At 70.2% G+C, this 22,311-nt stretch carries 15 protein-coding genes and 3 pseudogenes; 6 read left to right on the top strand and 12 right to left on the bottom strand.

Going from position 1 to position 22,311, the window contains the following annotated elements:
- The first annotated feature begins 147 nt into the window (after positions 1-147).
- Together ABIA33_RS30185 and ABIA33_RS30180 are read left to right on the top strand one after the other, a co-directional pair.
- Positions 148-2,394 (top strand): hypothetical protein, encoded by a 2,247-nt coding sequence (locus ABIA33_RS30185; RefSeq protein WP_370085851.1) that lies wholly within the window; start codon positions 148-150, stop codon positions 2,392-2,394.
- A gap of 170 nt (positions 2,395-2,564) precedes the next feature.
- Positions 2,565-3,206 carry a LysE family translocator gene (locus ABIA33_RS30180; protein WP_370085850.1) on the top strand — a complete coding sequence of 214 codons (642 nt, stop codon included), beginning with the start codon at positions 2,565-2,567 and terminating at the stop codon, positions 3,204-3,206.
- Between the two features lie 12 nt (positions 3,207-3,218).
- Here ABIA33_RS30180 and ABIA33_RS30175 read toward each other — a convergent pair.
- Positions 3,219-3,803, bottom strand: a pseudogene (locus ABIA33_RS30175) (carbohydrate deacetylase); the annotation flags it as partial.
- 80 nt (positions 3,804-3,883) lie between these two features.
- Here ABIA33_RS30175 and ABIA33_RS30170 point away from each other — a divergent pair.
- Complete coding sequence (locus tag ABIA33_RS30170) at positions 3,884-4,783, top strand: arylamine N-acetyltransferase (protein ID WP_370085849.1); 900 nt, start codon at positions 3,884-3,886, stop codon at positions 4,781-4,783.
- Positions 4,784-4,793: 10 nt separating this feature from the next.
- Positions 4,794-5,934 (top strand): annotated as a pseudogene (locus ABIA33_RS30165) (RNA-guided endonuclease InsQ/TnpB family protein).
- Positions 5,935-6,095: 161 nt separating this feature from the next.
- Here ABIA33_RS30165 and ABIA33_RS30160 read toward each other — a convergent pair.
- On the bottom strand, positions 6,096-6,422 hold the full coding sequence (locus ABIA33_RS30160; protein WP_370085848.1) for a VOC family protein: 327 nt from the start codon (positions 6,420-6,422) through the stop codon (positions 6,096-6,098).
- A gap of 192 nt (positions 6,423-6,614) precedes the next feature.
- Here ABIA33_RS30160 and ABIA33_RS30155 point away from each other — a divergent pair, with 192 nt between their 5' ends.
- Positions 6,615-6,887, top strand: coding sequence for a hypothetical protein (locus ABIA33_RS30155; protein WP_370085847.1), 273 nt, complete (start codon positions 6,615-6,617; stop codon positions 6,885-6,887).
- Positions 6,888-6,934: 47 nt separating this feature from the next.
- On the opposite strand, the gene rph is transcribed toward ABIA33_RS30155, so the two are convergent.
- The 7 genes from rph to ABIA33_RS30120 form a co-directional block, all read right to left on the bottom strand.
- Complete coding sequence (gene rph / locus ABIA33_RS30150) at positions 6,935-9,571, bottom strand: rifamycin-inactivating phosphotransferase (RefSeq protein WP_370085846.1); 2,637 nt, start codon at positions 9,569-9,571, stop codon at positions 6,935-6,937.
- 400 nt (positions 9,572-9,971) lie between these two features.
- A complete protein-coding gene (locus ABIA33_RS30145) occupies positions 9,972-10,649 on the bottom strand; it encodes a TetR/AcrR family transcriptional regulator (RefSeq protein ID WP_370085845.1) in 678 nt (225 codons plus the stop codon).
- Between the two features lie 59 nt (positions 10,650-10,708).
- Positions 10,709-11,875, bottom strand: coding sequence for an acyl-CoA dehydrogenase family protein (locus ABIA33_RS30140; protein WP_370085844.1), 1,167 nt, complete (start codon positions 11,873-11,875; stop codon positions 10,709-10,711).
- Entirely contained in the window at positions 11,872-13,944 is a 2,073-nt protein-coding gene (locus ABIA33_RS30135; protein WP_370085843.1) for a biotin carboxylase N-terminal domain-containing protein, read from the bottom strand. Before ABIA33_RS30135 ends, ABIA33_RS30140 begins: the two co-directional genes overlap by 4 nt.
- Entirely contained in the window at positions 13,941-15,539 is a 1,599-nt protein-coding gene (locus ABIA33_RS30130) for an acyl-CoA carboxylase subunit beta (RefSeq protein WP_370085842.1), read from the bottom strand. Before ABIA33_RS30130 ends, ABIA33_RS30135 begins: the two co-directional genes overlap by 4 nt.
- Before the next feature lie 28 nt (positions 15,540-15,567).
- Complete coding sequence (locus ABIA33_RS30125) at positions 15,568-17,271, bottom strand: acyclic terpene utilization AtuA family protein (protein ID WP_370085841.1); 1,704 nt, start codon at positions 17,269-17,271, stop codon at positions 15,568-15,570.
- Between the two features lie 179 nt (positions 17,272-17,450).
- Entirely contained in the window at positions 17,451-17,984 is a 534-nt protein-coding gene (locus tag ABIA33_RS30120; protein WP_370085840.1) for a hypothetical protein, read from the bottom strand.
- Positions 17,985-18,139: 155 nt separating this feature from the next.
- On the opposite strand from ABIA33_RS30120, the gene ABIA33_RS30115 reads away from it, so the two are divergent.
- Positions 18,140-19,111 (top strand): ArsR/SmtB family transcription factor, encoded by a 972-nt coding sequence (locus tag ABIA33_RS30115; protein WP_370085839.1) that lies wholly within the window; start codon positions 18,140-18,142, stop codon positions 19,109-19,111.
- A 68-nt stretch (positions 19,112-19,179) separates the two neighbouring features.
- Here ABIA33_RS30115 and ABIA33_RS30110 read toward each other — a convergent pair whose 3' ends face one another.
- From ABIA33_RS30110 to ABIA33_RS30100, 3 genes and pseudogenes are all read right to left on the bottom strand, one after another.
- Positions 19,180-20,601, bottom strand: a complete 1,422-nt coding sequence (locus ABIA33_RS30110; RefSeq protein ID WP_370085934.1) for an aldehyde dehydrogenase family protein — start codon at positions 20,599-20,601, stop codon at positions 19,180-19,182.
- 10 nt (positions 20,602-20,611) lie between these two features.
- Complete coding sequence (locus ABIA33_RS30105; RefSeq protein ID WP_370085838.1) at positions 20,612-21,538, bottom strand: NADP-dependent oxidoreductase; 927 nt, start codon at positions 21,536-21,538, stop codon at positions 20,612-20,614.
- Positions 21,539-21,735: 197 nt separating this feature from the next.
- Positions 21,736-22,311, bottom strand: a pseudogene (locus tag ABIA33_RS30100) (hypothetical protein); the annotation flags it as partial.

The following is a 22,311-nucleotide window of genomic DNA, read 5'->3' as shown; positions in this document are numbered from 1 at the left end:
TGTTGCCCGCTGTCGATTTCCTGTCACTCCCCTTGCGTGGTGTCATGTCCCGGTCCAGACTCACGTGTTGCATACTCGCGTGAACCTTGCGTGAACCTCCTTCTCTTCTGCCACCCGGGCTGTTCCCGGCTGCCGAAAGGACGTTCAGTGCCACGCTCCCCACGCCCGACCACACGAAGCTGGTGGCGAGGCCTCGCCGCGACAGCCTCAACTGCACTGCTAGCGGCGGGCCTTGCTGTCGCGGCAGGACCCGCGTCCGCGGCCACCTCGATCACCAACGGCGGGTTCGAGACCGGCAGCCTGTCCGGGTGGACCGCGACCGGCCCTGCGACGAGTGTCACCACCAACAATCCGCACAGTGGCACGTACGCGGCGATGCTGGGCTCGACTTCGCCCACCAACGGTGCCTCCTCGATCGCCCAGTCCTTCACTGCGCCCACCGGCAGCCCGGTGCTGAGCTTCTGGTACGACGTGACCTGCCCGGACACCGTCACCTACGACTGGGCCACGGCCACGCTGAAGGACACCACGACCAACACCACCACCACGGTGCTGGCCAAGACCTGTGTCGCCAACTCCGGCTGGAAGCAGGTCAGCAAAGCTCTCACTGCCGGCCACGGCTACACGCTCACGCTGACCAGCAAGGACGACAACTACGCAGGGGATCCCACCTACACCCTCTACGACGACGTCGCCCTGTCGGGCGGAACCAGCACCAATGACTTCTCGCTGACCGACAACCCCACCGCCGGGGCGGTCAACCCAGGTTCGGCCGCGACCTCGACGCTGTCCACCGCCGTCACCTCCGGCTCGGCGCAGACGGTCACCTTCTCCGCGAGCGGCCTGCCGACCGGAGCGACCGCCGCCTTCAACCCCACCTCGGTCACCGCCGGAGCGTCCTCCACCCTCACGGTGTCCACCAGTTCCAGCACCCCGCCGGGGTCGTACCCGATCACAGTGACGGGTACGGGCACCTCGGCCACCCACACGGTCGGCTACACGCTGACGGTGAACGGGTCCGGCCCGAGTCTGGTCCAGATCAGCACGGACCCGTTCACCAACAGCACCAGCCAGCACGCCACCGAGGTGGAGCCGGACACCTTCGCCTACGGGAACACCATCGTCTCCTCCTCCCAGGTGGGCCGGTTCTACGACGGCGGGGCCTCGGACATCAGCTGGAACACCTCCACCGACGGTGGCACCACCTGGCAGCACGGCATGCTGCCCGGCATCACCACCTATCAGGGCGGCGGCAGTTGGGCCCGCGTCAGTGACGCCTCGGTGGCCTACGACGCCAGGCACGGCACCTGGATGATCGTGGGCCTGGTCATCGACACCAACGTCAACGGCGCCGGGGTCACCGTCAGCCGCTCCGCCGACGGCATCAGCTGGCAGAACCCGGTCATGGCGGTCGGCAACGACGGCCAGGGCTACGACAAGGAATGGATCGTCTGCGACAACACCAGCACCAGTCCCCACTACGGCAACTGCTACATCGAGGCCGACATCACCTCTTCGGGTAACCAGGAGATCATGTCCACCTCCACCGACGGCGGCGCGACCTGGTCCGCCCCCGCCTCGCCCGCCAGCGGGGACTCCGGCCTCGGCGGCCAGCCCCTGGTGCAGCCCAACGGCAACGTCGTGGTGCCCTTCTCCACCAACGGTGCCGCGATCCGCGCCTTCACCTCGACCAACGGCGGCTCCTCCTGGGGCTCTTCGGTCCAGATCGCCACCATCTCCTCCGCCACGGTCTCCGGCGGCCTGCGGGCCGGCGACGGTCTGCCCTCGGCCGAGATCGACGCGTCCGGCAAGATCTACGTCGCCTGGCAGGACTGCCGCTTCCGCTCCGGCTGCCCCTCCAACGACATCGTCTACTCCACGTCCACCGACGGCAGTTCCTGGTCCGCGGTGACCCGGATACCCATCGACGCGGTCACCAGCAGCGTCGACCACTTCACCCCGGGCCTGGGCGTCGACCACGCCACCTCCGGGGCGACGGCCAAACTCGGCCTCTACTACTACTTCTACCCCAACGCCAACTGCACTGCCTCCACCTGCCAGTTGGAGGTCGGCTTCACCTCCTCCGCCAATGGCGGCTCCACCTGGAGCACCGCCCAGACCATCGCCGGACCGATGTCCCTGGCACAGATCGCCTCCACCTCCCAGGGCGCGATGGTCGGCGACTACATCTCCACCTCCGTCGTCAACGGCAGGAGCGTCGCCCTGCTCCCCGTCGGCAAGGCGCCAACCAACGGCCAAGCCTTCGACGAAGCCATGTACACCGTGGCCGGCGGCCTCGCGCTGCTCGGCGGAAGCAACCCGTCCAGCACCGGACCCGTGCTCTACACCGTGCCGAGCCACGTCCAACTCAACCCGCCGATCCTGCGCAACTGACGGCGCTCGAACGACACAGGGGTGATTCGTCTGCGGGGCGGAGGTTTCGGTCTCCGCCCCGCAGCCTGGGCAGGTGGGCCGTGCCCCTCTCGCTCGAGAGCCTGCCCGGTTCCGGGTAAGCGGGTGGCCCGGCTGCTCGGCCGGTCCACCCCCGGCCTAACGTGGCTGCCATGACGCTCGCCACCGCACTGTGGTCCTTCACCCTGGTCGTGGGACTGCTCACGCTCACACCGGGTCTGGACACAGCGCTCATCCTTCGCACCGCCGCGCTCGGCCGGCGCCGCCGGGCCCTCGGGGTCGTCCTGGGCATCCAGACCGGTACTTTGCTCTGGGGCACGCTCAGCTCGCTCGGTGTCACCGTGCTGCTCACCGCTTCCCACCTGGCGTACGACGCCGTGCGGCTGACCGGGGCCGGCTACCTGATCTGGCTGGGAGCCAGGATGCTCTGGAACTCCCGGCGCAGCGATACGGTCCAGCCGCTCGCCGATGCCGAGGAGGGCGTCGACCGTGCGGACAGGTTGTCCGGAGGCTGGCGTCAGGGCGTTCTCACCAACGTGCTCAACCCCAAGATCGGCGTCTTCTACGTAGCCGTGCTGCCGCAGTTCATTCCGCCGTCCGCACCGCACTTCGCCACCGGCGTCCTGCTGACCTGCGTGCACGTCCTGCTCGGCCTGGCCTGGTCGACCGTGCTGGTCCTCTTCGCGCATGCCCTGCGGGGATGGCTCCAACGTCCCGTCGCCCGGCGGCTCCTGGACCGGATCACCGGAACGGCCATCCTCGGCTTCGGCCTCCGACTGGCAGCCGGGGACTAGGCACGGGCACGACTAGGCACGGGACCAGGCTTGCTGGAGGGCTCGGTAGTCGATCACGACGATGCCCTCCTGCTGGAGGAGTTCGCGGGCCTGTCGCGAGGTCAGGAACTCGTAGTCGGTCCTGCGCACCCGCCAGCTGTCGTCGATTGCCTGCGACTCCGCGTCGCCGAGGCTGGGGTGTACTGCCCACTCGCTCAGGCCGGTCGGTAGGTCGCGCAGCAACTGGGCGTATCGGGCCGGCTTGCCGTCGAGGTCGAGGGAGAAGCTGTCCAGGAACGGGTTGTCGGTGACCGGCAAGCCCCGCCGCCGCAGCTTCCGGCGTCCGGGCTCGAGCCACACCCTGGCCGCCAGGCCGTACTCGCCGGCCAGGTCCACGGTCAGGTCGAGGATGTCCTCGCGTCCGCCGTCGGCGAGACAGTGCCAGTCCAGATGGGTCGGCGTCAGCCCGGAATCGGCCACGGCGTCGATCTGGGCCCGGAATTCACGTTCGACTTCGTCGAGACGAGCCTGGGCGAGCAGCTCGGGAACCTGCGCGGGCGTGAACAGTTGGCCCGTCCCGTCGAGCAGGGAGGGAACTCGCGCCGTCGCGGTGAGCGGCCTGTCGGTGGCCTGCACTGGTGCAGCGCCGCGTTAATCCCTGAGCGGATTTTCGCGGGGCTGCACTAGTGTTCGGAGCCATGACCTCGAAGACGAACGATCATCCCGCCTGGACCGCGCCCTACCTGGCCAAGCTCGGCGTCGACGACCCGCAGTCCCTCGGCGCCCCGTCGCTCGACACCCTGCGCAGGCTTCATCGCGCACACGTCGAGCTCATCGCCTTCGAGAACTTCGACATCCAGCTCGGACGCCCGCAGGGCATCGACCCGGCCGAGTCCATAGCCCGCATCCTGGCCGGCCGGGGCGGCTACTGCTTCAACCTGAACAACGCCTTCTGCGAGCTGCTGACCGTCCTCGGGTACGACGTCACCGTGCACCGCGGCCAGATAAACGGCTCCGTCGCGACCGCCAAAGCGACCGCCGACGAATACGACACGCACATGGCCCTCACCGTCGTGATCGACGGCGAACGCTGGTCTGTCGACGTCGGCCTGGCCAACTCGCACCACGAGCCCATCCCGCTTCGGGAGGGCGTCCACGTCCAGGGTCCCTTCCGCTTCGAGCTGCGGCCGCTGCCGGAGATCGGCCCGGATGCCTGGCGGTTCTTCACCGATCCGGCGCAGACGACCTTCCACAGCATGGACTTCACGCTGGCGCCGGCCACGTGGGAGGACTTCAGGAGCTACCACACCGAGTTGTCGACGTCGCCGCAGTCTCCCTACGTCAGGTGGTTCGAGCTCTTCCGCCGCGACGCGGGCTGCGCCGAGTTCGTGCTGGATGACGAGTTCACGCGCGATGAGGGGGCCGGACGGCGCACGACACGCACCCTCGAGTCCGCTGAGGAGCTGTTCAAGATCGCAACGGACGTGTTCCACCTGGACCTGTCGGCCATCGACGACGCCGACCGCGCTGCTCTGTGGGACCGCATCCAGCGCGCGGGGGCGGAGTGGCGAGCGAAGCAGCAGTCGGCCGAGAACTAGACCATGTGACATGAATGTTCATGAAACGCTGGCGCGGATGTCGGACGGTGTGGATACATCCTTGAGGGTTCACTGGCACGTGTCGAGGACGAGCATCACGTACGGGCAGCAGTCCGCGCAGCTCAAGGAGATCCGGGCGTTCGATCTGGAGTGTCAGGGGCGTTGGTCGTTCTCCTCGCAGCAGGCGACCTTGCGGCGGTTGGACAAGGCTTTCGCTGCGTTCTTTCGACGGGTCAAGTCCGGTGGCACGCCCGGCTATCCGCGCTTTCGTGGGGTGAACTGGTTCGACACCGTGGACTTCCCCAAGGATGGGGACGGCTGCCAGTGGGACTGCGCCCCGCACGACCCGCAGACGCGAGTGCGGCTCCAGGGTGTCGGGCAGGTAAAGGTCAAACAGCACCGGCCGGTGGTCGGCAGGGTCAAGACCGTCTCGGTGAAACGGGAGGGGCGGCGTTGGTACGTTGTACTGACCGCCGAGCAGGATCGGCCCGAACCACTGCCCGCGACCGGCAGCTTGGTCGGCATCGACCTGGGTATCGCCAACTTCCTTGCCGACTCCAACGGCGCGTTTCGTCGCCCACCCGCGACATGCCCGCGCCGCAGCCGTGAAGCTCGAGGCCGCGCAGCGGGCACTCAGCCGCTGCAAGCGCCGCAGTAACCGGCGCAAGGAAGTCGTGCGCAAAGTCGCCGACCTCCACCGCAAGGTGCGACGCCAGCGCCTGGACCACGCGCACAAGACCGCCCTGGCCCTAGTCCTTGAGCACGACTTCATCGCGCACGAAGACCTCAAGATCCGCAACATGAGCAAGGCCCCCGCCGCGAAGCCCGACCCCGACCAGAGGGACGTGTTCCTGCCCAACGGCGCAGCAGCGAAGGCCGGACTCAACCGTTCGATCATGGATGCCGGTTGGGGGGTGTTCCTCGCGATCCTCACCAGCAAGGCTGAAAGCGCCGGTCGGGAAGTGATCGCCGTGGACCCCCGTAATGCCTCCCGGACGTGCCCGCAATGCGGGCACGTCTCCAAGGAGAACCGGCCCACACAGGAGACCTTCCACTGTCAGTCGTGCGGCCACAACGCACACGCCGACACAGTGGGAGCCACCAACGTTCTACGGGCCGGGCTGGCCCGTCGCAACGCCAACCCGGCATAGCGAGAAGCCCCGTCATTTATGGCGGAGAGTAGTCACCCATCCCCGCAGTATGCAGAGAACGCGTGCGGGGGACGGGGATTATTCGGCAGGGGCCGCCAGGGGCGCCGCGAGAGTCAGGCGAACTGAGTCAGTGACAGGGTGTTGCCGTCGGGGTCCTTGAATCAGGCGATGCGGTCGCCGTTCGGGGTGGTCCAGACTCCGTTGCAGTCCTGGCCCACGCCCTCGTAGACGGTGAACTCGACCGAGCCTGCGGTGAGCGGGCCCATCGCCGCGGCAAGATCGGTGACGACCCAGCCCAGGACGGTGAACGGCTGCGGGGTCAGTTCCTCGACCCTGGCGACGCGGATCGTGGTGCCCGCGCCCCGGAGGACGAGGGCGTAGGGGGTGAGCTCCGAGACGGTCAGGCCGAGCAGGTCTTCGTAGAAGACCCTGGAGCGGGCCAGATCCGTGGAGGGTACGAAGGCCATCACCGGCGATGAGCCGAGCATGCGGAGAGTCCTTTCGCTGCCGGACATTCAGGGTATGTCCGGGCCGGACCATGCGCAGTCCGCCATTTGAGCGGTGGGCTGGAATGTGTCAGGGTTGTGGCACGCCATGTAACGCAGTCAATACATGAGGTGATGGACGTGGTCATGGGCTCCGCCCCGGAGGGGGATTCGCGGGTTCTCGCGCTCAGGGACGTGACCACACGGACCACCTTCGTCAAGTGCATGGGGCGCATGTACACGGCCACGGCTCTCGACGACAGCGAGGTGGCCCTGGCCGACGTCACCGACGTCACCCGCCCGCTCGCGCTGGGTACCGCCCGCCGCGCTGCGGAGGACCTCTGGGAGGTCCGCTCTCCGCGTGGCCGCGCGCTGCTGCGCACCGGCGACCTGCTGCCGGCACTTGCGGTCCTGCGTGAGGCCACCTGGCCCGGTTCAGCGCTCGCCGGCGCGCGCCAGCGGTTCTAGGGCCTTTTCAGCCGGAAGCGACGCACGGGCCTTTTCGGTGTGGTCGGTCAAGGCAGGATCTCGACGTACCCGTCGGTTCCGTGCACGCGGATCCGCTGCCCGTCCCGGATAAGCCGGGTGGCATCGGCCACACCGACCACGGCCGGCAAGCCGTACTCCCGGGCGATCACTGCGCCATGGGTCATCAGGCCGCCCACCTCCGTCACCAGGCCCGTGATTCCGACGAAAAGGGGCGACCAGCTGGGGTCCGTGTGGACCGTGACCAGGATGTCGCCCACCTCCAGATCGGCCTCCGCCATGTCCAGGATGACGCGGGCCCTCCCCTCGATGGTCCCGGCGGAAACCGGCAAGCCGATCAGGGCGCCGGCCGGCACGTCGTCGCGCCGGTACGCCCCGGCAACGGCCTCGCCATCCGATGTGAGCACCCGGGGCGGTGTGAGCGCGTGGTACGACTGGAACGCGTCCTTGCGCTGCTGGATGAGCTGGTCGTCCACCTGGTTCGAGCGCACGACGTCGTGCAGCTCCTGGAACGTGAGGTAGAAGATGTCTTCCTGCTCAGGGAGCACGTTGGCCTGCACGAGGCGCTCGGCCTCTTCCAGCAGGGCCTGCTTGTAGACGAAGTAGCGGCTGACGATGTTGTACTTCGGGTACTCCCGGTAGCCGATGAAGGTCCGGACCTGGTCGATCATCCGCTTGGCCTCGTCGGCTTTCTGCTCCCCGTCCGGCAGGGCCCGCAAGCGTGACAGCACGTCCCGTTCCTTCTTCTGCGCCTCCTGCCGCCCGTGCTCGAAGCGCCGCTCGGCGGCGCCCGGCTCGAAGAGCTTGATGTTGTCGAGGATCACGGGAACGAGCGTGGTGGGGCGTTCGCTCCAGCGCGCCCTCGTGATGTCGATCTCGCCGACGCAGCGCATGCCGTATCGGTCGAGGTAGGCATCGATGGCGTCGCGCACTTCGGTCCCGCCCGCGAGCTTCGGCAGCTCGTCCAGGAAGCTTTCGTTCTCGACTCCCTGCAGGAACGCCACCACCTCCGGGTACGGGCGGATCACGTCGGCGACGTCGAGCAGCGCCAGTCCCATCTCCGAGGTGACGTTGTTGGGGGCGGACAGCGTGAGTGTGTCGGCCGCGTTCTTCTCGCCCAGCCACTCCTGCAGCGTGTCGTTGAGCCACCACGTGGCCTCCATCCCCGCCATGATCGCCGGAAGGTTCAGCGGATCAGTGAGGACTCGCTTGTGCTCGTCGAAGGCCTCCAGCAGGAAGTCGAACAGCGCCGGTCCGGTCTTCGTCCGGATGTCGCGCCGCAGGGCGGCGAGGGACGCCTGGCTGCGCTCGATCAGCGCGGTGACGATGGCCGGATCAGCCTCGATCGGGGCGGACCCGCCGCGGGCCGGCGGCCTGCCGGACTGCGACCTGTCGGGAGGGGCGTCCGGGAGCGTCGGGATGAAGTCGCCGCGGTCGAGGACGGTCGCCAGCGCGTCTCTGGTGAGCGGATCGCCTCTGCCCATGACGTTCAGGAGGCCGGCGCGGCTCGCGGGCGAGGCCAGGCGCCGGGAGACGTCGACGAACAGCCGCCCGCCGGCCTCGTGCATCGGCACCATCGCCGTCAGCTGCCACATGGAGACGCCCAGGGGCTTCATGGGGTCGGTCATCATCTGCTGATGGCCGACAGAGACGTAGACGTGGTTCTCTCCGTCACCGCTCTCGGGGATGGGGAACAGCGTGGTGATCGGCCGGCTCTGGACGATTTGGAAGTCATCGTCGACCAGGCACCATTCGATGTCCTGCGGGCGGCCGAAGTGCGCTTCGATCCGTCGCCCGAGCTGCACGAGCCGCACGACCTGCGCATCCGTCAGCGCCGGCTGCTCCTGCCGCTCCGGGTCGATCGCCACTTCCTGCGTTCCGCCCGCCGGCAGGGCGTGGATGGCACGCTGCTTGGTGGCGACCGCCTTGGCGACGACTTCGCCGTCGCGCACCTTGAAGACGTCCGGGTTCACCAGGCCGGAGACCAGGGCCTCGCCGAGGCCGAAGCCGGCGTCCACGGCGGCGACCTTCCGGTTGCCCGTGACGGGGTCGGCCGTGAACAGGATGCCGGCCGCATCCGCGAACACCATCTGCTGCACGACCACGGCCATGTGGACCGTACGGTGGTCGACGCCGTTCCGCAGGCGGTAGGTCACGGCCCGCTCGGTGAACAGCGACGCCCAGCACCGGCCGACGTGCTGGAGGATCGCCGCCGGCCCCGCGACGTTGAGGTACGTGTCCTGCTGGCCGGCGAAGGAGGCCGTCGGCAGGTCCTCCGCGGTCGCGCTGGATCGGACGGCGTAGGCAGCCTGCTCGCCGAGCCGTGCGAGCGCGTCAGTGATCGCCGCCGCCAGATCGTCGGGGATGGCGACCCCTTCGAGCGTCTGGCGGATCTCCGCGCTGAGCGCGCGGATCGCCTCCCGGTCATCCCCCTCTCCCAAATCTCCGTCAAAGCGAGTCAGGCGCGACAGCCGATCCAGTTGATCGTCGATCGACGGCGCTTCCGCCATGATCCGACGGAAGGCGTCCGTCGTCACGCAAAAGCCGGCCGGTACGCGGATGCCTTCGATCCGCGACAGCCCGCCCAGGTGCGCGCCCTTACCGCCAACGACCGCGACCTGCGTCTCGTCAACCTCGTGAAGACCCAACACGTACTGCTCGATCATTGCGATACCTCTGAGGCAGCCTTGCTCCGTCGCACTGCACTGGCCGGTCGAATCACCGGCGCCTCCAGCTCTGTCGAACGCAACCGCGCCGCCGGTGCCATCACTGGTTCGACGTCACCGCGTCCCTCATACGTCGACGACAACACACGCACGTCGTGCCCCCATTTCCGCAGGTTGTGGCCTCGGCCGACGATTCTGCGGCACGACCCGGGTCTTGCCGCAAGCCCCCCGGTGCGCTATACGTTAGGAGTGGCAAGGAGAGAGTTCTCTTTGCCTTTGCCTTTTGCCATCCGCTGGAACTGACAAGCATCTCGCAAAGCGGCGGCGCGCCGCGTAGGGCGGTACGCAAGCGGCCGGGCGTGAGGTCGGCCCCGATACGGCCGGGTGGGTCACCCCCGGGTCACCCCCGGGGCGGTCCGGCGGACGTCGGCTGCGGGCCGGCGCCGGTCGGGGCGAGCACCGTGTCCAGGACGCCGGCCCACTGCCGGACGATCCGGCGGCGGCGACGGCTGTCGTCTGTGAGCAGGTTGGCCAGGCCCAGACCGCGAGCCATGTCGAGGGTCGCCTGGATGATCTCGCGGACGCCCGGCACGGACTCGTCCACCCCGAGCAGCTCGACCGCGGCCCGGTGCACCTTGCGGCCGGTTCTGGCCTCCAGGGGCACGACGAGCTCGCGCAGGTACGGGTCGGCCGACGCCGCCACCCACAGCTCCAGGGCGGCGCGGAACGGCAGGCCGGTGAACCAGTTGACGATCAGTTCCACCACGGCCTCGGTGCGCATCGGGCCGGCCGGCAGTGCGTCCAGTTCGCGTTGGATGTCCGCCGTGCGCACCTCGGTGACGTGCTCGACCGCCGCCGTGACCAGCGCCTCGCGGGTCGGGAAGTGGTGCTGCGCGGCGCCTCTCGAGACCCCGGCCCGCTCGGCGACGACGGTCATGGTGCTGCCGGTCCAGCCGAGCTCGACCAGGCACTCGACCGCAGCGTCCAGCAGCCGCTGCCGGGTCGCCCGGCTGCGGTCCTGCTGAGGCGCGCGGCGGGCGGTGGTCACGGTCGGCTCGGCGGTCCGGCGGTTCAGCATCGGACCATTATGGCGTCCACCTGGGCGGTCGCCCGCTCGGCAGGGTGCGGGACGCCATCTCAGTACGACTTCGGCATGCCGAGGCTGTACTGCGCGACGAAGTTCAGGACCATCTCCCGGCTCACCGGCGCGATCCTCGCCACCCGCGAGGAGGCGAGCAGCGAGGCGAGTCCGTACTCGCTGGCCAGGCCGTTGCCGCCGTGGGTCTGCACCGCCTGGTCGACGGCCCTGATGCTCGCCTCCGCGGCGGCGTACTTGGCCATGTTGGCCGCCTCGGCTGCGCCCATGTCGTCGCCCGCGTCGTAGCGCGCAGCGGCCTTCTGCGTCATCAGCCGAGCGAGCTCCAGCTCGATCTTGATCTGCGCGAGCGGGTGCGCGAGGCCCTGGTGGGTGGCGATCGGCGCGCCCCGGAACACGGTGCGCTGGTTGGCGTAGCGGACGGCCCGGTCCAGGGCGAAGCGCCCCGTGCCGCAGGCGAGCGCGGCTGCCATGATCCGTTCGGGGTTCAGCCCGGCGAACAGCTGCCCGATGGCGGCGTCTTCCTCGCCGATGAGCGCCTCGGCGGGCAGCCGGACGTCGTCCAGGAACAGCGTGAACTGCCGCTCCGGCATCACGATGTCCATGTCGATCGGCCGGAACTCGAAGCCGGGCGCGCCGGTGGGGACGGCGAACAGCACCGGCTTGAGCCTGCCGGTGCGGGTGTCCTCGGTCCGGGCGACGATCAGCACGTGGTCGGCGTGGTCGACGCCGGAGATGAAGACCTTGCCGCCGGAGAGCAGCCAGTCGTCGCCGTCGCGCCGGGCGGTCGTGGTGATCCGGTGCGCGTTGGAGCCGGCTTCGGGCTCGGTGATGCCGAAGGCCATGATGCTGGAGCCGTCCGCGATCCCCGGCAGCCAGCGCCGCTTCTGCTCCTCGGTGCCGAAGCGCGCGATGACGGTGCCGCAGATCGCGGGGGAGACCACCAGCATCAGCAGGCCGGAGCCGGCCGCGCCCAGCTCCTCCTGGACGATGGCGAGTTCGTACATACCGCTGCCGCCACCGCCGTACTCCTCCGGCAGGTTGACGCCTATGTAGCCGAGCTTGCCGGCCTCCTGCCACAGCTCGCGCAGCGGCTCGTGGCGCCGGGCCCTCTCGTTGGCGTAGGCGAAGCCGTAGCGGGTGCCCAGCTGGGCGACTGCGGCGCGGAGGGCCTGCTGTTCCTCGGTCTCGGTGAAGTTCACGCTCACTCCTCGGATGCATTGCGCAGGACGACGCCGAGCACGGCGCCCACGTCGACCTGGCGGCCGACGCTCACGGACAGTTCGGTGAGCACGCCGTCGGCAGGGGCGTCGATCCGGTGCTGCATCTTCATGGCCTCCAGCCAGAGCAGTGGCTGACCGGCCGTCACGGTGTCGCCCTCCTTGACGTCGATCCGCACGACGGTGCCGGGCATGGGCGCGAGCAGGGAGCCGGGGAGGGTCTGCGCGATCGGGTCGGGGAAGCGGTCCACGGTGGTCAACGTGACCGCGCCGAGCGGCGAGTCGACGTACAGCTCGCGTCCGTCGCGTCCGTCCCGGGCGACGGTGAAGGTGCGGCGGATGCCGACGACGTCGAGCACGACCTGGTCCGGAGCAGCCTCGACGAGCTCCACGCCGTCGTATCCGTCGGCGACCAGCCCCGTCCGGGGGAGCCGGTAGGCGACGGTGACCTCGCCGTCCATGCCGCCGAACACCGCGCGCTGGGGCTGCGACGCGACATTGCGCCACCCGGACGGGATCCCGCGCTGGACCCGGGCCGTGCTGCGCCGCCGCGCGGCCTCGGCCAGGGCCGCCGCCAGGGCGGACAGCCGCCGGGCGTCCCGGTCGGCGAGCGGTTCCGCGAGGGCGGACAGACCATGCCGGTCGAAGAAGGCGGTGTCGGTGTCGCCGGCCAGGAACGCCGGGTGCCGCAGCACGCGGACCAGCAGGTCGCGGTTGGTGGTCAGGCCGTGCAACTCGGCACGGGTGAGCGCACCGGCGAGCAACCCGGCCGCGTCGGCGCGGGTCGGCCCCCAGGCGATGACCTTGGCGAGCATCGGGTCGTAGTGGATGCCGACGGCGGATCCGTCGGTGACACCGGAGTCGAGCCGCAGCCCGTAGCCGGTCGGGTTCGCGAACTCGGCGGCGACGCCCGGGACATGGAACCGGTGCATGGTTCCGCTCTGCGGCTGCCAGCCGGCGGCTGGGTCCTCCGCGTAAAGGCGTACCTCGATGGCGTGCCCGTCACGCGGCGGGGGAGCGGCCGGCAGCGGCAGCCCCTCGGCGATGCGCAGCTGCCAGCGGACGAGGTCGAGCCCGGTGGTGCACTCGGTGACCGGGTGTTCCACCTGCAGGCGGGTGTTCATCTCAAGGAAGTAGAAGCGTCCCGACTCGTCCGCCAGGAACTCGACGGTTCCGGCGCCGACGTAGCCGATAGCGAGGGCGGCCTTCCGGGACGCCTCGAACAGGGCCTCACGCATCTGCGGCAGCCGCTCGACCAGGGGCGACGGCGCCTCTTCGACGACCTTCTGGTGCCGCCTCTGGATCGAGCACTCGCGCTCGCCCACCGCCCACACCCCGCCGTGCAGGTCGGCGAGGACCTGTACCTCGATGTGGCGGCCGGTCGCGAGGTAGGGCTCGCAGAAGACGGTCGGGTCGCCGAACGCGGACTGAGCCTCGGCGCGGGCCGCCGCCAGCTCGCCCGGCAGCTCGGCCAGGGTCCGCACCACCCGCATGCCCCGCCCGCCGCCCCCGGCGGAGGCCTTGACCAGTACCGGCAGGTCCGCCTCGGTGACCGTGTCCGGATCGGTCTCGGCGAGGACCGGGACGCCGGCCGCCGCCATCAGTCGCTTGGCCTCGATCTTGCTGCCCATCGACTCGACGGCCCGTGCCGGCGGACCGATCCAGGTCAGACCGGCGTCGGTCACCGCGCGGGCGAAGGCGGCGTTCTCCGACAGGAAGCCGTAGCCGGGATGCACCGCGTCGGCGCCCGCGCGCTTCGCCGCCTCGATGATCAGGTCGGCACGCAGGTAGGTGTCGGCCGGAGCGCTGCCGGGCAGGCGTACGGCGGCGTCGGCCTCGGCCAGGTAGGGGGCGCCGGCATCGGCGTCGGAGTGGACCGCGACCGTGGAGAGCCCCATGTCCCGGGCCGTACGGAAGACGCGGCGGGCGATCTCGCCGCGGTTGGCCACCAGCACCGAGGTGATCGGGCGGAGGGTCTCTGCGGCGGTCGTTCCGTTGCCGACGGTGTTGCCAATGGTGACGGTGCTGCCGGTCGCGCTGGTCGTCGCGTCGGTCATGTGCGGAACACCCCGAATCCGGTTGCACCCCGCACGGGCGCGGAGTGGACGGCGGACAGGGCCAGGCCGAGCACCGTGCGGGTGTCGCGCGGGTCGATGACGCCGTCGTCGTACAGCCGCCCGGACATGAACTGGGCCAGCGACTCGCTCTCGATCTGGTTCTCCACGTAGGCCCTCATCTGCGCGTCAGCGGCCTCGTCGTACGCCTCGCCGCGCGCCTGGGCAGCCTGGCGGGCGACGATCGAGATGACTCCGGACAGCTGGGCCGGGCCCATCACCGCCGATTTCGCGCCGGGCCAGCTGAACAGGAAGCGCGGCCCGTATGCCCGTCCGCACATCCCGTAGTTCCCGGCGCCGTAGGAGGCACCCATCACGACGGTGAGGTGCGGGACCTTGGAGTTGGATACCGCGTTGATCATCATCGCGCCGTGCTTGATGATGCCGCCCTGCTCGAACTCCTTGCCGACCATGTAGCCGGTGGTGTTCTGAAGGAAGAGCAACGGGGTGTTCGCCTGGTTGGCCAGCTGGATGAACTGTGTTGCCTTCTGGGCCTCCTGGCTGAACAGCACGCCCCGCGCGTTGGCCAGGATGCCGACCGGGAAGCCGTGCAGCCGGGCCCAGCCGGTGACGAGACTGGAGCCGTAGAGCGGCTTGAACTCGTCGAAGTCGGAGTCGTCGACGATCCTGGCGATCACCTCGCGTGGGTCGAACGGGATCCTGAGGTCGGCGGGGACGATGCCGGCGAGCTCCTCCTCGTCGTAGCGGGGCGGCAGCACCTCGGGGTGCGGATCGGGGCCCGCCTTACGCCAGTTGAGACGAGCGACGATACTCCGGCCGATGCGCAGGGCGTCCAGCTCGTCGACGGCCAGGTGGTCGGCGAGCCCGGAGGTGCGTGCGTGCATCTCGGCGCCGCCGAGTGACTCGTCGTCAGCTTCCTCGCCGGTGGCCATCTTCACCAACGGCGGGCCGGCTAGGAACACCTTGGCGCGCTCCTTCACCATCACCACGTGGTCCGACATGCCGGGGATGTAGGCGCCGCCGGCGGTCGAGTTGCCGAAGACCAGGGCGATCGTCGGAACGCCCGCCGCCGAGGCGCGGGTCAGGTCGCGGAACATCCGGCCGCCCGGGACGAAGATCTCCTTCTGGGTGGGCAGATCGGCGCCCCCGGACTCGACCAGGTTGATGGTCGGCAGGCGGTTCTCCGCCGCGATCTCGGCAGCGCGGAAGGCCTTCTGCAGGGTCCACGGGTTGCTCGCCCCGCCGCGCACGGTCGGGTCGTTGGCGGTGATCAGGCATTCGACGCCCTCGACCACGCCGATGCCGGTGACCAGGCTGGCCCCGACCGGGAAGTCGCTGCCCCAGGCGGCGAGGGTCGACAGTTCCAGGAACGCCGAATCAGGGTCGACCAGCAGCTCGATGCGCTCGCGGGGCAGCAGCTTGCCGCGCTTGCGGTGCCGCTCGGTGTACTTGGCGCCGCCGCCGGCTATCGCCTTGGCATGCTCGGCGTCGAGTTCGGCCAGCTTGGCGAGAGTCGCGGACCTGTTGTCGGCGTAGTCGGGCGAGGCCGCGTTCAGCGCGGACCGCAGCGCGGTCACGGCGCGACTCCCCAACTCGTCGGATCGGTCACAGCAGAACCTCCGGGATGTCGATGCAGCGGGAGCGCAGCCACTCGCCGACCGCCTTGCCCTGCGGGTCGAAGCGGGCCTGGGAGGCGACGCCCGCACCGAGCAGGCCGTCCACCACGAAGTTCAGCGCGCGCAGGTTGCCGAGCACGTGCCGGGTCACCGGCAGATCGGCGGTCTCGGGCAGCAGCCGTCGGAACTCCTCGACCGTCAGCGCGTGGGCGAGCCAGCGCCAGGCGTCGTCGGTGCGTGCCCAGACGCCGACGTTGGCCGAGCCGCCCTTGTCACCGCTGCGCGCACCGGCGACGGCGCCGAGCGGCGTCCTGCGGCACGGCCCCTGTGGCAGCGGCTCCGGCAGGGGTGGAACGCCGAGTTGCCCGAGCTCCAGCGTGTCCAACGGCGGTGCGATGGCGCGGCGTTGCCCGTCCGCCGACACCGCGATGTGCTCCACCAGACGCGCGTCGACGAAGGCGGCCTCGAACACGCCGTAGGGCGCGGCGTCGCCGGGCGGAGCCGTCAGATGGAAACCCGGGTAGCCGGACAGGGCCAGCTCGACAGCGGCGCCGGTGAAGGCGCGCCCGACCTTCCTGGGGTCGCCGCTGCGCACCACGCAGCGCAGGAGGGCGCTCGCCTCCTCCTCGACGGCTGCGTCGGCACGGTCGGTCCGCGCGAGCGTCCACTCGAGGTCGAGGCCGAGGTCGAGGTCGGTGAGGGTGCCGAGTTGGCGCTTCACCAGCTCCGCCTTCGCCTCGATGTCCAGGCCGGTCAGCACGAACTCCACCTGGTTGCGGAACCCGCCGAGGCTGGTGCACCCGACCTTGAGCGTCGGCGGCGGGGCCTCGCCTCGCACTCCGCTGATCCGCACGCGGTCGGGGCCGTCCTCGGTGAGCTCGATCGTGTCGAAGCGGGCGGTGACGTCGGGGCCCGCGTAGCGGGGACTGCCGATCTCGTAGAGCAACTGAGCGGTGACGGTGCCGAGGGTGACCGCGCCGCCGGTGCCGGCGTGTTTGGTGATCACACTGCTGCCGTCGGCGCGTACCTCGGCGATCGGGAAGCCGGGGTGGCGCAGGTCGGCGATCTCGGTGAAGAAGGAGTAGTTGCCGCCGGTGGCCTGTGGACCGCACTCGATCACATGGCCCGCGACCACAGCCCCGGCCAGCACGTCGTAGTCCTCCCGACCCCACCCGAAGTGGGCGGCAGCTGGCCCGACCACCAGCGAGGCGTCGGTGACCCGGCCGGTGACCACCACGTCGGCGCCGTTGTTCAGGCACTCGGCGATACCCCAGGCCCCCAGGTAGGCGTTCGCCGTGATCGGACTGCCCAACTTCAGCTCGTCGGCCCGCGCGAGGACATCGTCGCCCTCCACATGCGCGACCCTGACGTCCAGTCCCAGCCGTCGCGCCAGACCGCTGATGGCGAGCGACAGGCCCGCCGGGTTCAGCCCGCCCGCATTGGTGACGATCTTCACGCCCTGGTCGAGCGCCGGTCCGAGGGCCGACTCGAGCTGGCGCAGGAAGGTCCTGGCGTAGCCGCCGTCGGCGTCCTTGAGCCGGTCCCGGCCCAGGATGAGCATGGTCAGCTCGGCCAGGTAGTCACCTGTGAGCACGTCCAACTCGCCACCGCTCAGCATCTCCTGCATCGCGGAGAAGCGGTCGCCGTAGAAGCCGGAGGCGTTGCCGATGCGGATCACTGAGGGATCGGTCACCGGGCAACCGTCCCATGGGGGCCGGTAAAAAAGCAATCATCATCGCTTGTTTTTCAGGAACCAGTGCGGGGCGGGTGCGGCGCTCCGGCGACTCCCCTGCGGTCGCCGGCGCGCGGCGCAGTCGCACAGTGTCACTGCGACGGCGTGTGCTCACCCGAGCCCTACCGCTCCCCAGGCCGTCAGCCGAGCGTGTCGCAGAGGTTCTCCGTCGCGCCCTGGTGCGCGACCAGCTGCGGCACCCCGTTCGAGTGGATATCCAGAATCAGACGGCCCGTCAGAACGTAGTGGCCTGGTGGCTGGTAGGGATTCCCGGCTTTGATGCCCATCCCCAGATGCCCGACGACGACCCAGGTCTGGCTGCCGTCCGTGTGGTAGTACAGCCAGGCGGTCCCCGCCAGGTTCCGCACCACGGACGCTCCGCTGGACTCGTTGGTGAAGCGGAACACCAGCGGACCGGTGACCTCCCGTTCCGTCGGCTTCCCCGCGGCGTCCACGGCCAGGGTGCGGATCCGTTCCTCGTCCCGGACGACGTCCCCCTTCAGTGCGAAGGCGCACTGTGTCCCCGCCGCCGCGACGAACGGCGAACTGCGATACGGCTGCCAGCCGCCGCGGTCGCCCCCGCTCTGCGGGGTGACCGCGCCGGCCGACGGCACTGCGCTCATCAGAGCACCCCCGGGCAGCAGGTGGGCGGCGGCGGTCCGGCTCGGCTTCATGAGTGCTCCCTTGGGTCTCTGCGCTTCCTGGTTCCCCTCAGGCTCCCCGCTCTTCGCGTACGCAGCGATCCTTTCGGCCCTGCCCTAAACGTGGCAGGGTGAGACGCGTCGGGACACCAGCCGCAGGTCCGCCGGACCCGCAGGACAGGGGACGGATGCTGCGCCTCCACTTCACTGCCCAGGACTTGATGAGTGTCCGCTTCGCGACGGAGCCCGCGCCGCTGGTGGAACTGGGACTGGCTCTCTCCGTGCTTCGCGAGCCCCACGCCGACCCGCTGCTGGGCCGCTGGCGCCGCACCGCCGCCGGAGCGCTCACCCAGCGGACCCGTCCCCTGTTGCAACTCGTCCCGCTCGGCGGCGCCGCGCCCACCTTCCTCGACCCACCCGTCGGGAACCTGGCCGAGGGGCTCGACACCGTGCTGTCCATCGGGCCGACCCGGGCATCCGCGGAACTGCGCCGCGTCTTCGCCGCCGAACGTTCCGTCGCCCCCTGGGTCGCGGACCTGGCCCGCCGCGACCGCCGTGCCTGGGACGTCCTCGCCCGGGCACTGCCCGCAGCTCACACCGCGCTGCTCACGCCCTACTGGCCGCAGATCCGCGCCAGCTTCGCCGCCGATTTGGCCTGGCGCGGTCGGGTCGCACTGGAGGAGGGGCTGAAGGCGATGCTCGCGGCCCTGTTCGCCGACTCCCGTTGGGACGGGACGTGCCTCTCCATCCCCAGTCCGCGGTGCACCGACGTGCGGCTCGCGGGCCGCGGTCTCACGCTGATGCCGTCCGCCTTCTGGCGGGGCTTCCCGCTGCGGTGCGACCACCCGGACGGCTCGCTGCTGCTGGTCTATCCTGCGCTGACGCCGTTGCCGCTGGTCGGCGAGCCGGAGACGGCCGATCCGCTGGCCGCGCTGTTGGGACCGACCCGCGCTCTGGTCCTGCAACTGCTCACCCGCCCGTACACCACCACCGCGCTCGCCCGCGACCTGGGTATCAGTGCGGCCTCCGCCTCCGTCCATGCCAAGACCCTGCGCGCGGCAGGCTTGGTCACCACCGAACGGGAGGGCAAGCACGTTCGCCATACCTGCACGCCCCTCGGCGCCCGGCTCCTCGCCGCTCCGGCGGTCGCGGGCCGCTGATCGACCGCGGTCCGCGATCCGCCCGGATGCGCCTGGTACCGCCCGGCTCCGCTTGGGATGGATCCGGATCAGCTGAGCGGCTTGTCCAGGATCGCCTTCGCGTGGCTGAACGTGTCGATCGAGTACTCGCCGTGGTAGCGGCCCATGCCGCTCTCGCCGACGCCGCCGAAGGGCAGTTCAGGCACCGCCAGGTGCGAGACGGGGAGCCCGAAGGTGAGCGCCCCCGACGAGGTCTCCAGGGTCAGCCGCCGCTTGGTCTCCTCGGACTCGGTGAACGCGTACAGCGCCAGCGGCTTGTCGCGGTCGTTGATGAAGGCGATGGCCGCGTCCAGATCCGGAACGCTGACGATCGGCAGGATCGGACCGAAGATCTCATCGCGCATCACCGGGGAGTCCGGCGACACGTCGGCCAGCACGGTCGGGTCGATGTGGCGGGCGGCACGGTCCCGCCCGCCGCCGGTGACGACGCGCCCGTCGCCCAGCAGCGCGGCCAGCCGGTCGAAGTGCCGCTCGTTCACGATCTTTCCGTAGCCGGGGTTGCCCGCCGGGTCCGCTCCGAACGCGGCCTCGACGGCGTCGGCCAGCTGCGCCGCGAGTTCTGAGGCGGTGTCACCGATGGCGAGGACGTAGTCCGGGGCGACGCAGGTCTGGCCCGCGTTCAGGAACTTACCCCGGGCGATGCGCTGTGCGGTGACCGCCAGGTCCACTCCCGGCTCCACCACGACCGGGCTCTTGCCGCCGAGTTCCAGCGTGACCGGGGTCAGGTGCTTGGCCGCCGCTGCCATGACGATGCGTCCGACCACCCCGTTGCCGGTGTAGAAGATGTGGTCGAAGCGCTGCTCCAGCAGGGCGGTGGTCTCCGGGACCGCGCCCTCGACGACGGCGACGGCCTCCGTGTCCAGGTACTGCGGCAGCAGACCGGCAAGGGCGGCGGAGGTCGCCGGGGCGAGCTCGCTGGGCTTGATGACGGCGGTGTTGCCCGCCGCGAGCGCGCCGACCAGCGGTGCCAGCGCCAGCTGTGCCGGGTAGTTCCACGGGGCGATGATCAGGACCACGCCGAGGGGATCGCGGACCACCCGAGCCGTGGCCGGCAGGAAGGTGTCGGGAACGGCGGCCGGCTTGGGGCGCAGCCACTCCTCCAGGTGGGTGACGGTGTGTTCGAGCTCGTTGAGGGTGAAGCCGATCTCGGTGCGGTACGCCTCCGCGGGACCCTTCCCCAGGTCGGTGAGCAGGGCCTGCTGCAGCGCCTCGGCCTGCTCGGTGAGCATCCTGCGCAGGGCCGCCAGCTGCGCGAGCCGCCAGGACAGCGGCTTGGTGCGGCCGGTGGCGAAGGTGGCCCGAAGCCGTGCGACGACTGCGGCGGGGGAGTCGGGGCTCGAGTCGGCGGCGGCGGTGGCGGTCATGGGGTGCTCCCTTGAGGGCGGTGCGGTTGGGTTGTGAGGGCGCCGGTTCGCGGCGGTGCGGTGTCCGGTCGGGGCTAGTCCGGTCAGGGCTGTCCGGTCAGGGGACGGTGACGACGACCTTGCCGCGGGTGTGGCCGTCCATGTTGAGTCGCTGGGCGTCGGCGGCCCGCTCGAGCGGGAAGGTCGCCGCGACCTCGACGCGAAGCCGGCCGCTCTCGGCGAGCGCGGTGAGTGCGGCCAGGTCCTGGGCGTCAGGGCGGACGAACACGTAGCGTCCGCCGAGGCCGATCACGGAGCCGTCCGCGACGGAGGCGAGGCGGCCGCCCTCGGCGAGCAGCGCGGGCGACATCGCCAGGGCCTCGCCGCCGATCAGGTCGAGGACGCCGTCGACGCCCTCGGGCGCGAGCTCCTTGACCCACTCGGCCAGACCGTCGCCGTAGCGGACCGGTTCCGCGCCGAGAGAGCGCAGGTAGTCATGGTTGCGCTCGCTCGCGGTGCCGATGACCCGCGCGCCGAGGGCGCGGGCGATCTGGACCGCCAGCGAGCCGACGCCACCGGCCGCGGCGTGCACGAGTACGGTCTCGCCGGAGCGAATCCCGAGGGCCTTGGTGAGGGTCTGGTAGGCGGTGAGACCTGCCAGGGGGAGGCCTGCGGCCTCCTCGAAGGACAGGTTCGCGGGCTTGCGGGCCAGCGTGCGGATGGGGGCTGCGACGTACTCGGCGAAGGTGCCTCGCGCGACCATGTCCTCACGGACGTAGCCGATGACCTCGTCACCGGGAGCGAACTCGGTGATCGAGACGCCGACCTGCTCGACGACGCCTGCGACGTCCCAGCCGGGCACGACGGGGAAGATGGCGTCCACCATGCTGTCCATGTATCCGGCCTGGATCTTCCAGTCGACCGGGTTGACCGAGGCCGCCCTGACCTTGACCAGCACGGAGTCCGGGCCGGCCTTGGGGTCGGGGCGGTCGCCGTACTCCAGGACGTCGGGGCCGCCGTAGGTGCGGTAGGTGATGGCTTTCACGGTGGCGCTCCTGGATAGTTGACGACATCAAGCAATAATTGAAGGTATGCCTGAATAGTTGATGATGTCAAATATTGTCCCCTGCCGTGGGGTGGCTGGGCCGCCCCAGCCAGCAGAACACGAGTGCACGCCAACGGCCCGGCGACCGGATGATGATCCGGTCGCCGGGCCGTTGGGGTAGTGCGGTGGGGCGGCTGTCAGCCTCGGACCTCGGTGACTGCCGCGCCGAGGGACTCCTTGATACGGGGACCGAGGCGGGCGAACCCGAACTCCTTCATGGCCGCGCGGAGGAGCTCGTCCTCCGTGCGGGCGACCCCGTCGCCGTCGATCCAGCGGACGACGGAGACGAGTTCCTGGGGTGAATACGCGGTGACGGGACGCCCAGGCGTGAACGACGGCTTCCGCGGACGGCCCGCCTGCGGCGCCACGGCGGGCTCCGCCACGGCGGGCTCCGCCACGGCGGGCTCCGCCACAACCTCCGCCACAGCTTCCGGCGCCGTCACGACCTCGGCCTGAGCCTCGACCACGGCCTCAGCCTCCGGCTCTGCTTCGACCGAGACGTCAGCGATGACCTCGGCCTCTGCCTCGACTGCTGGCTCGACCACGACGTCTGCGACGGGCTTGGCCTCGACCTCTGCAGTGGGCTCAGCCTCTGCCTGTGCTTCGACCGGGACGTCGGCGATGACCTCGGCCTCTGCCTCGACTGCTGGCTCGACCACGACGTCTGCGACGGGCTTGGCCTCGACCTCTGCAGTGGGCTCAGCCTCTGCCTG

The organism is Streptacidiphilus sp. MAP12-16 (genome assembly GCF_041262165.1).
Taxonomy (GTDB): Bacteria; Actinomycetota; Actinomycetes; order Streptomycetales; family Streptomycetaceae; genus Streptacidiphilus.
Note: the sequence above shows the minus strand (reverse complement) of the source record. Positions and strands in the feature narration are given on the sequence as shown.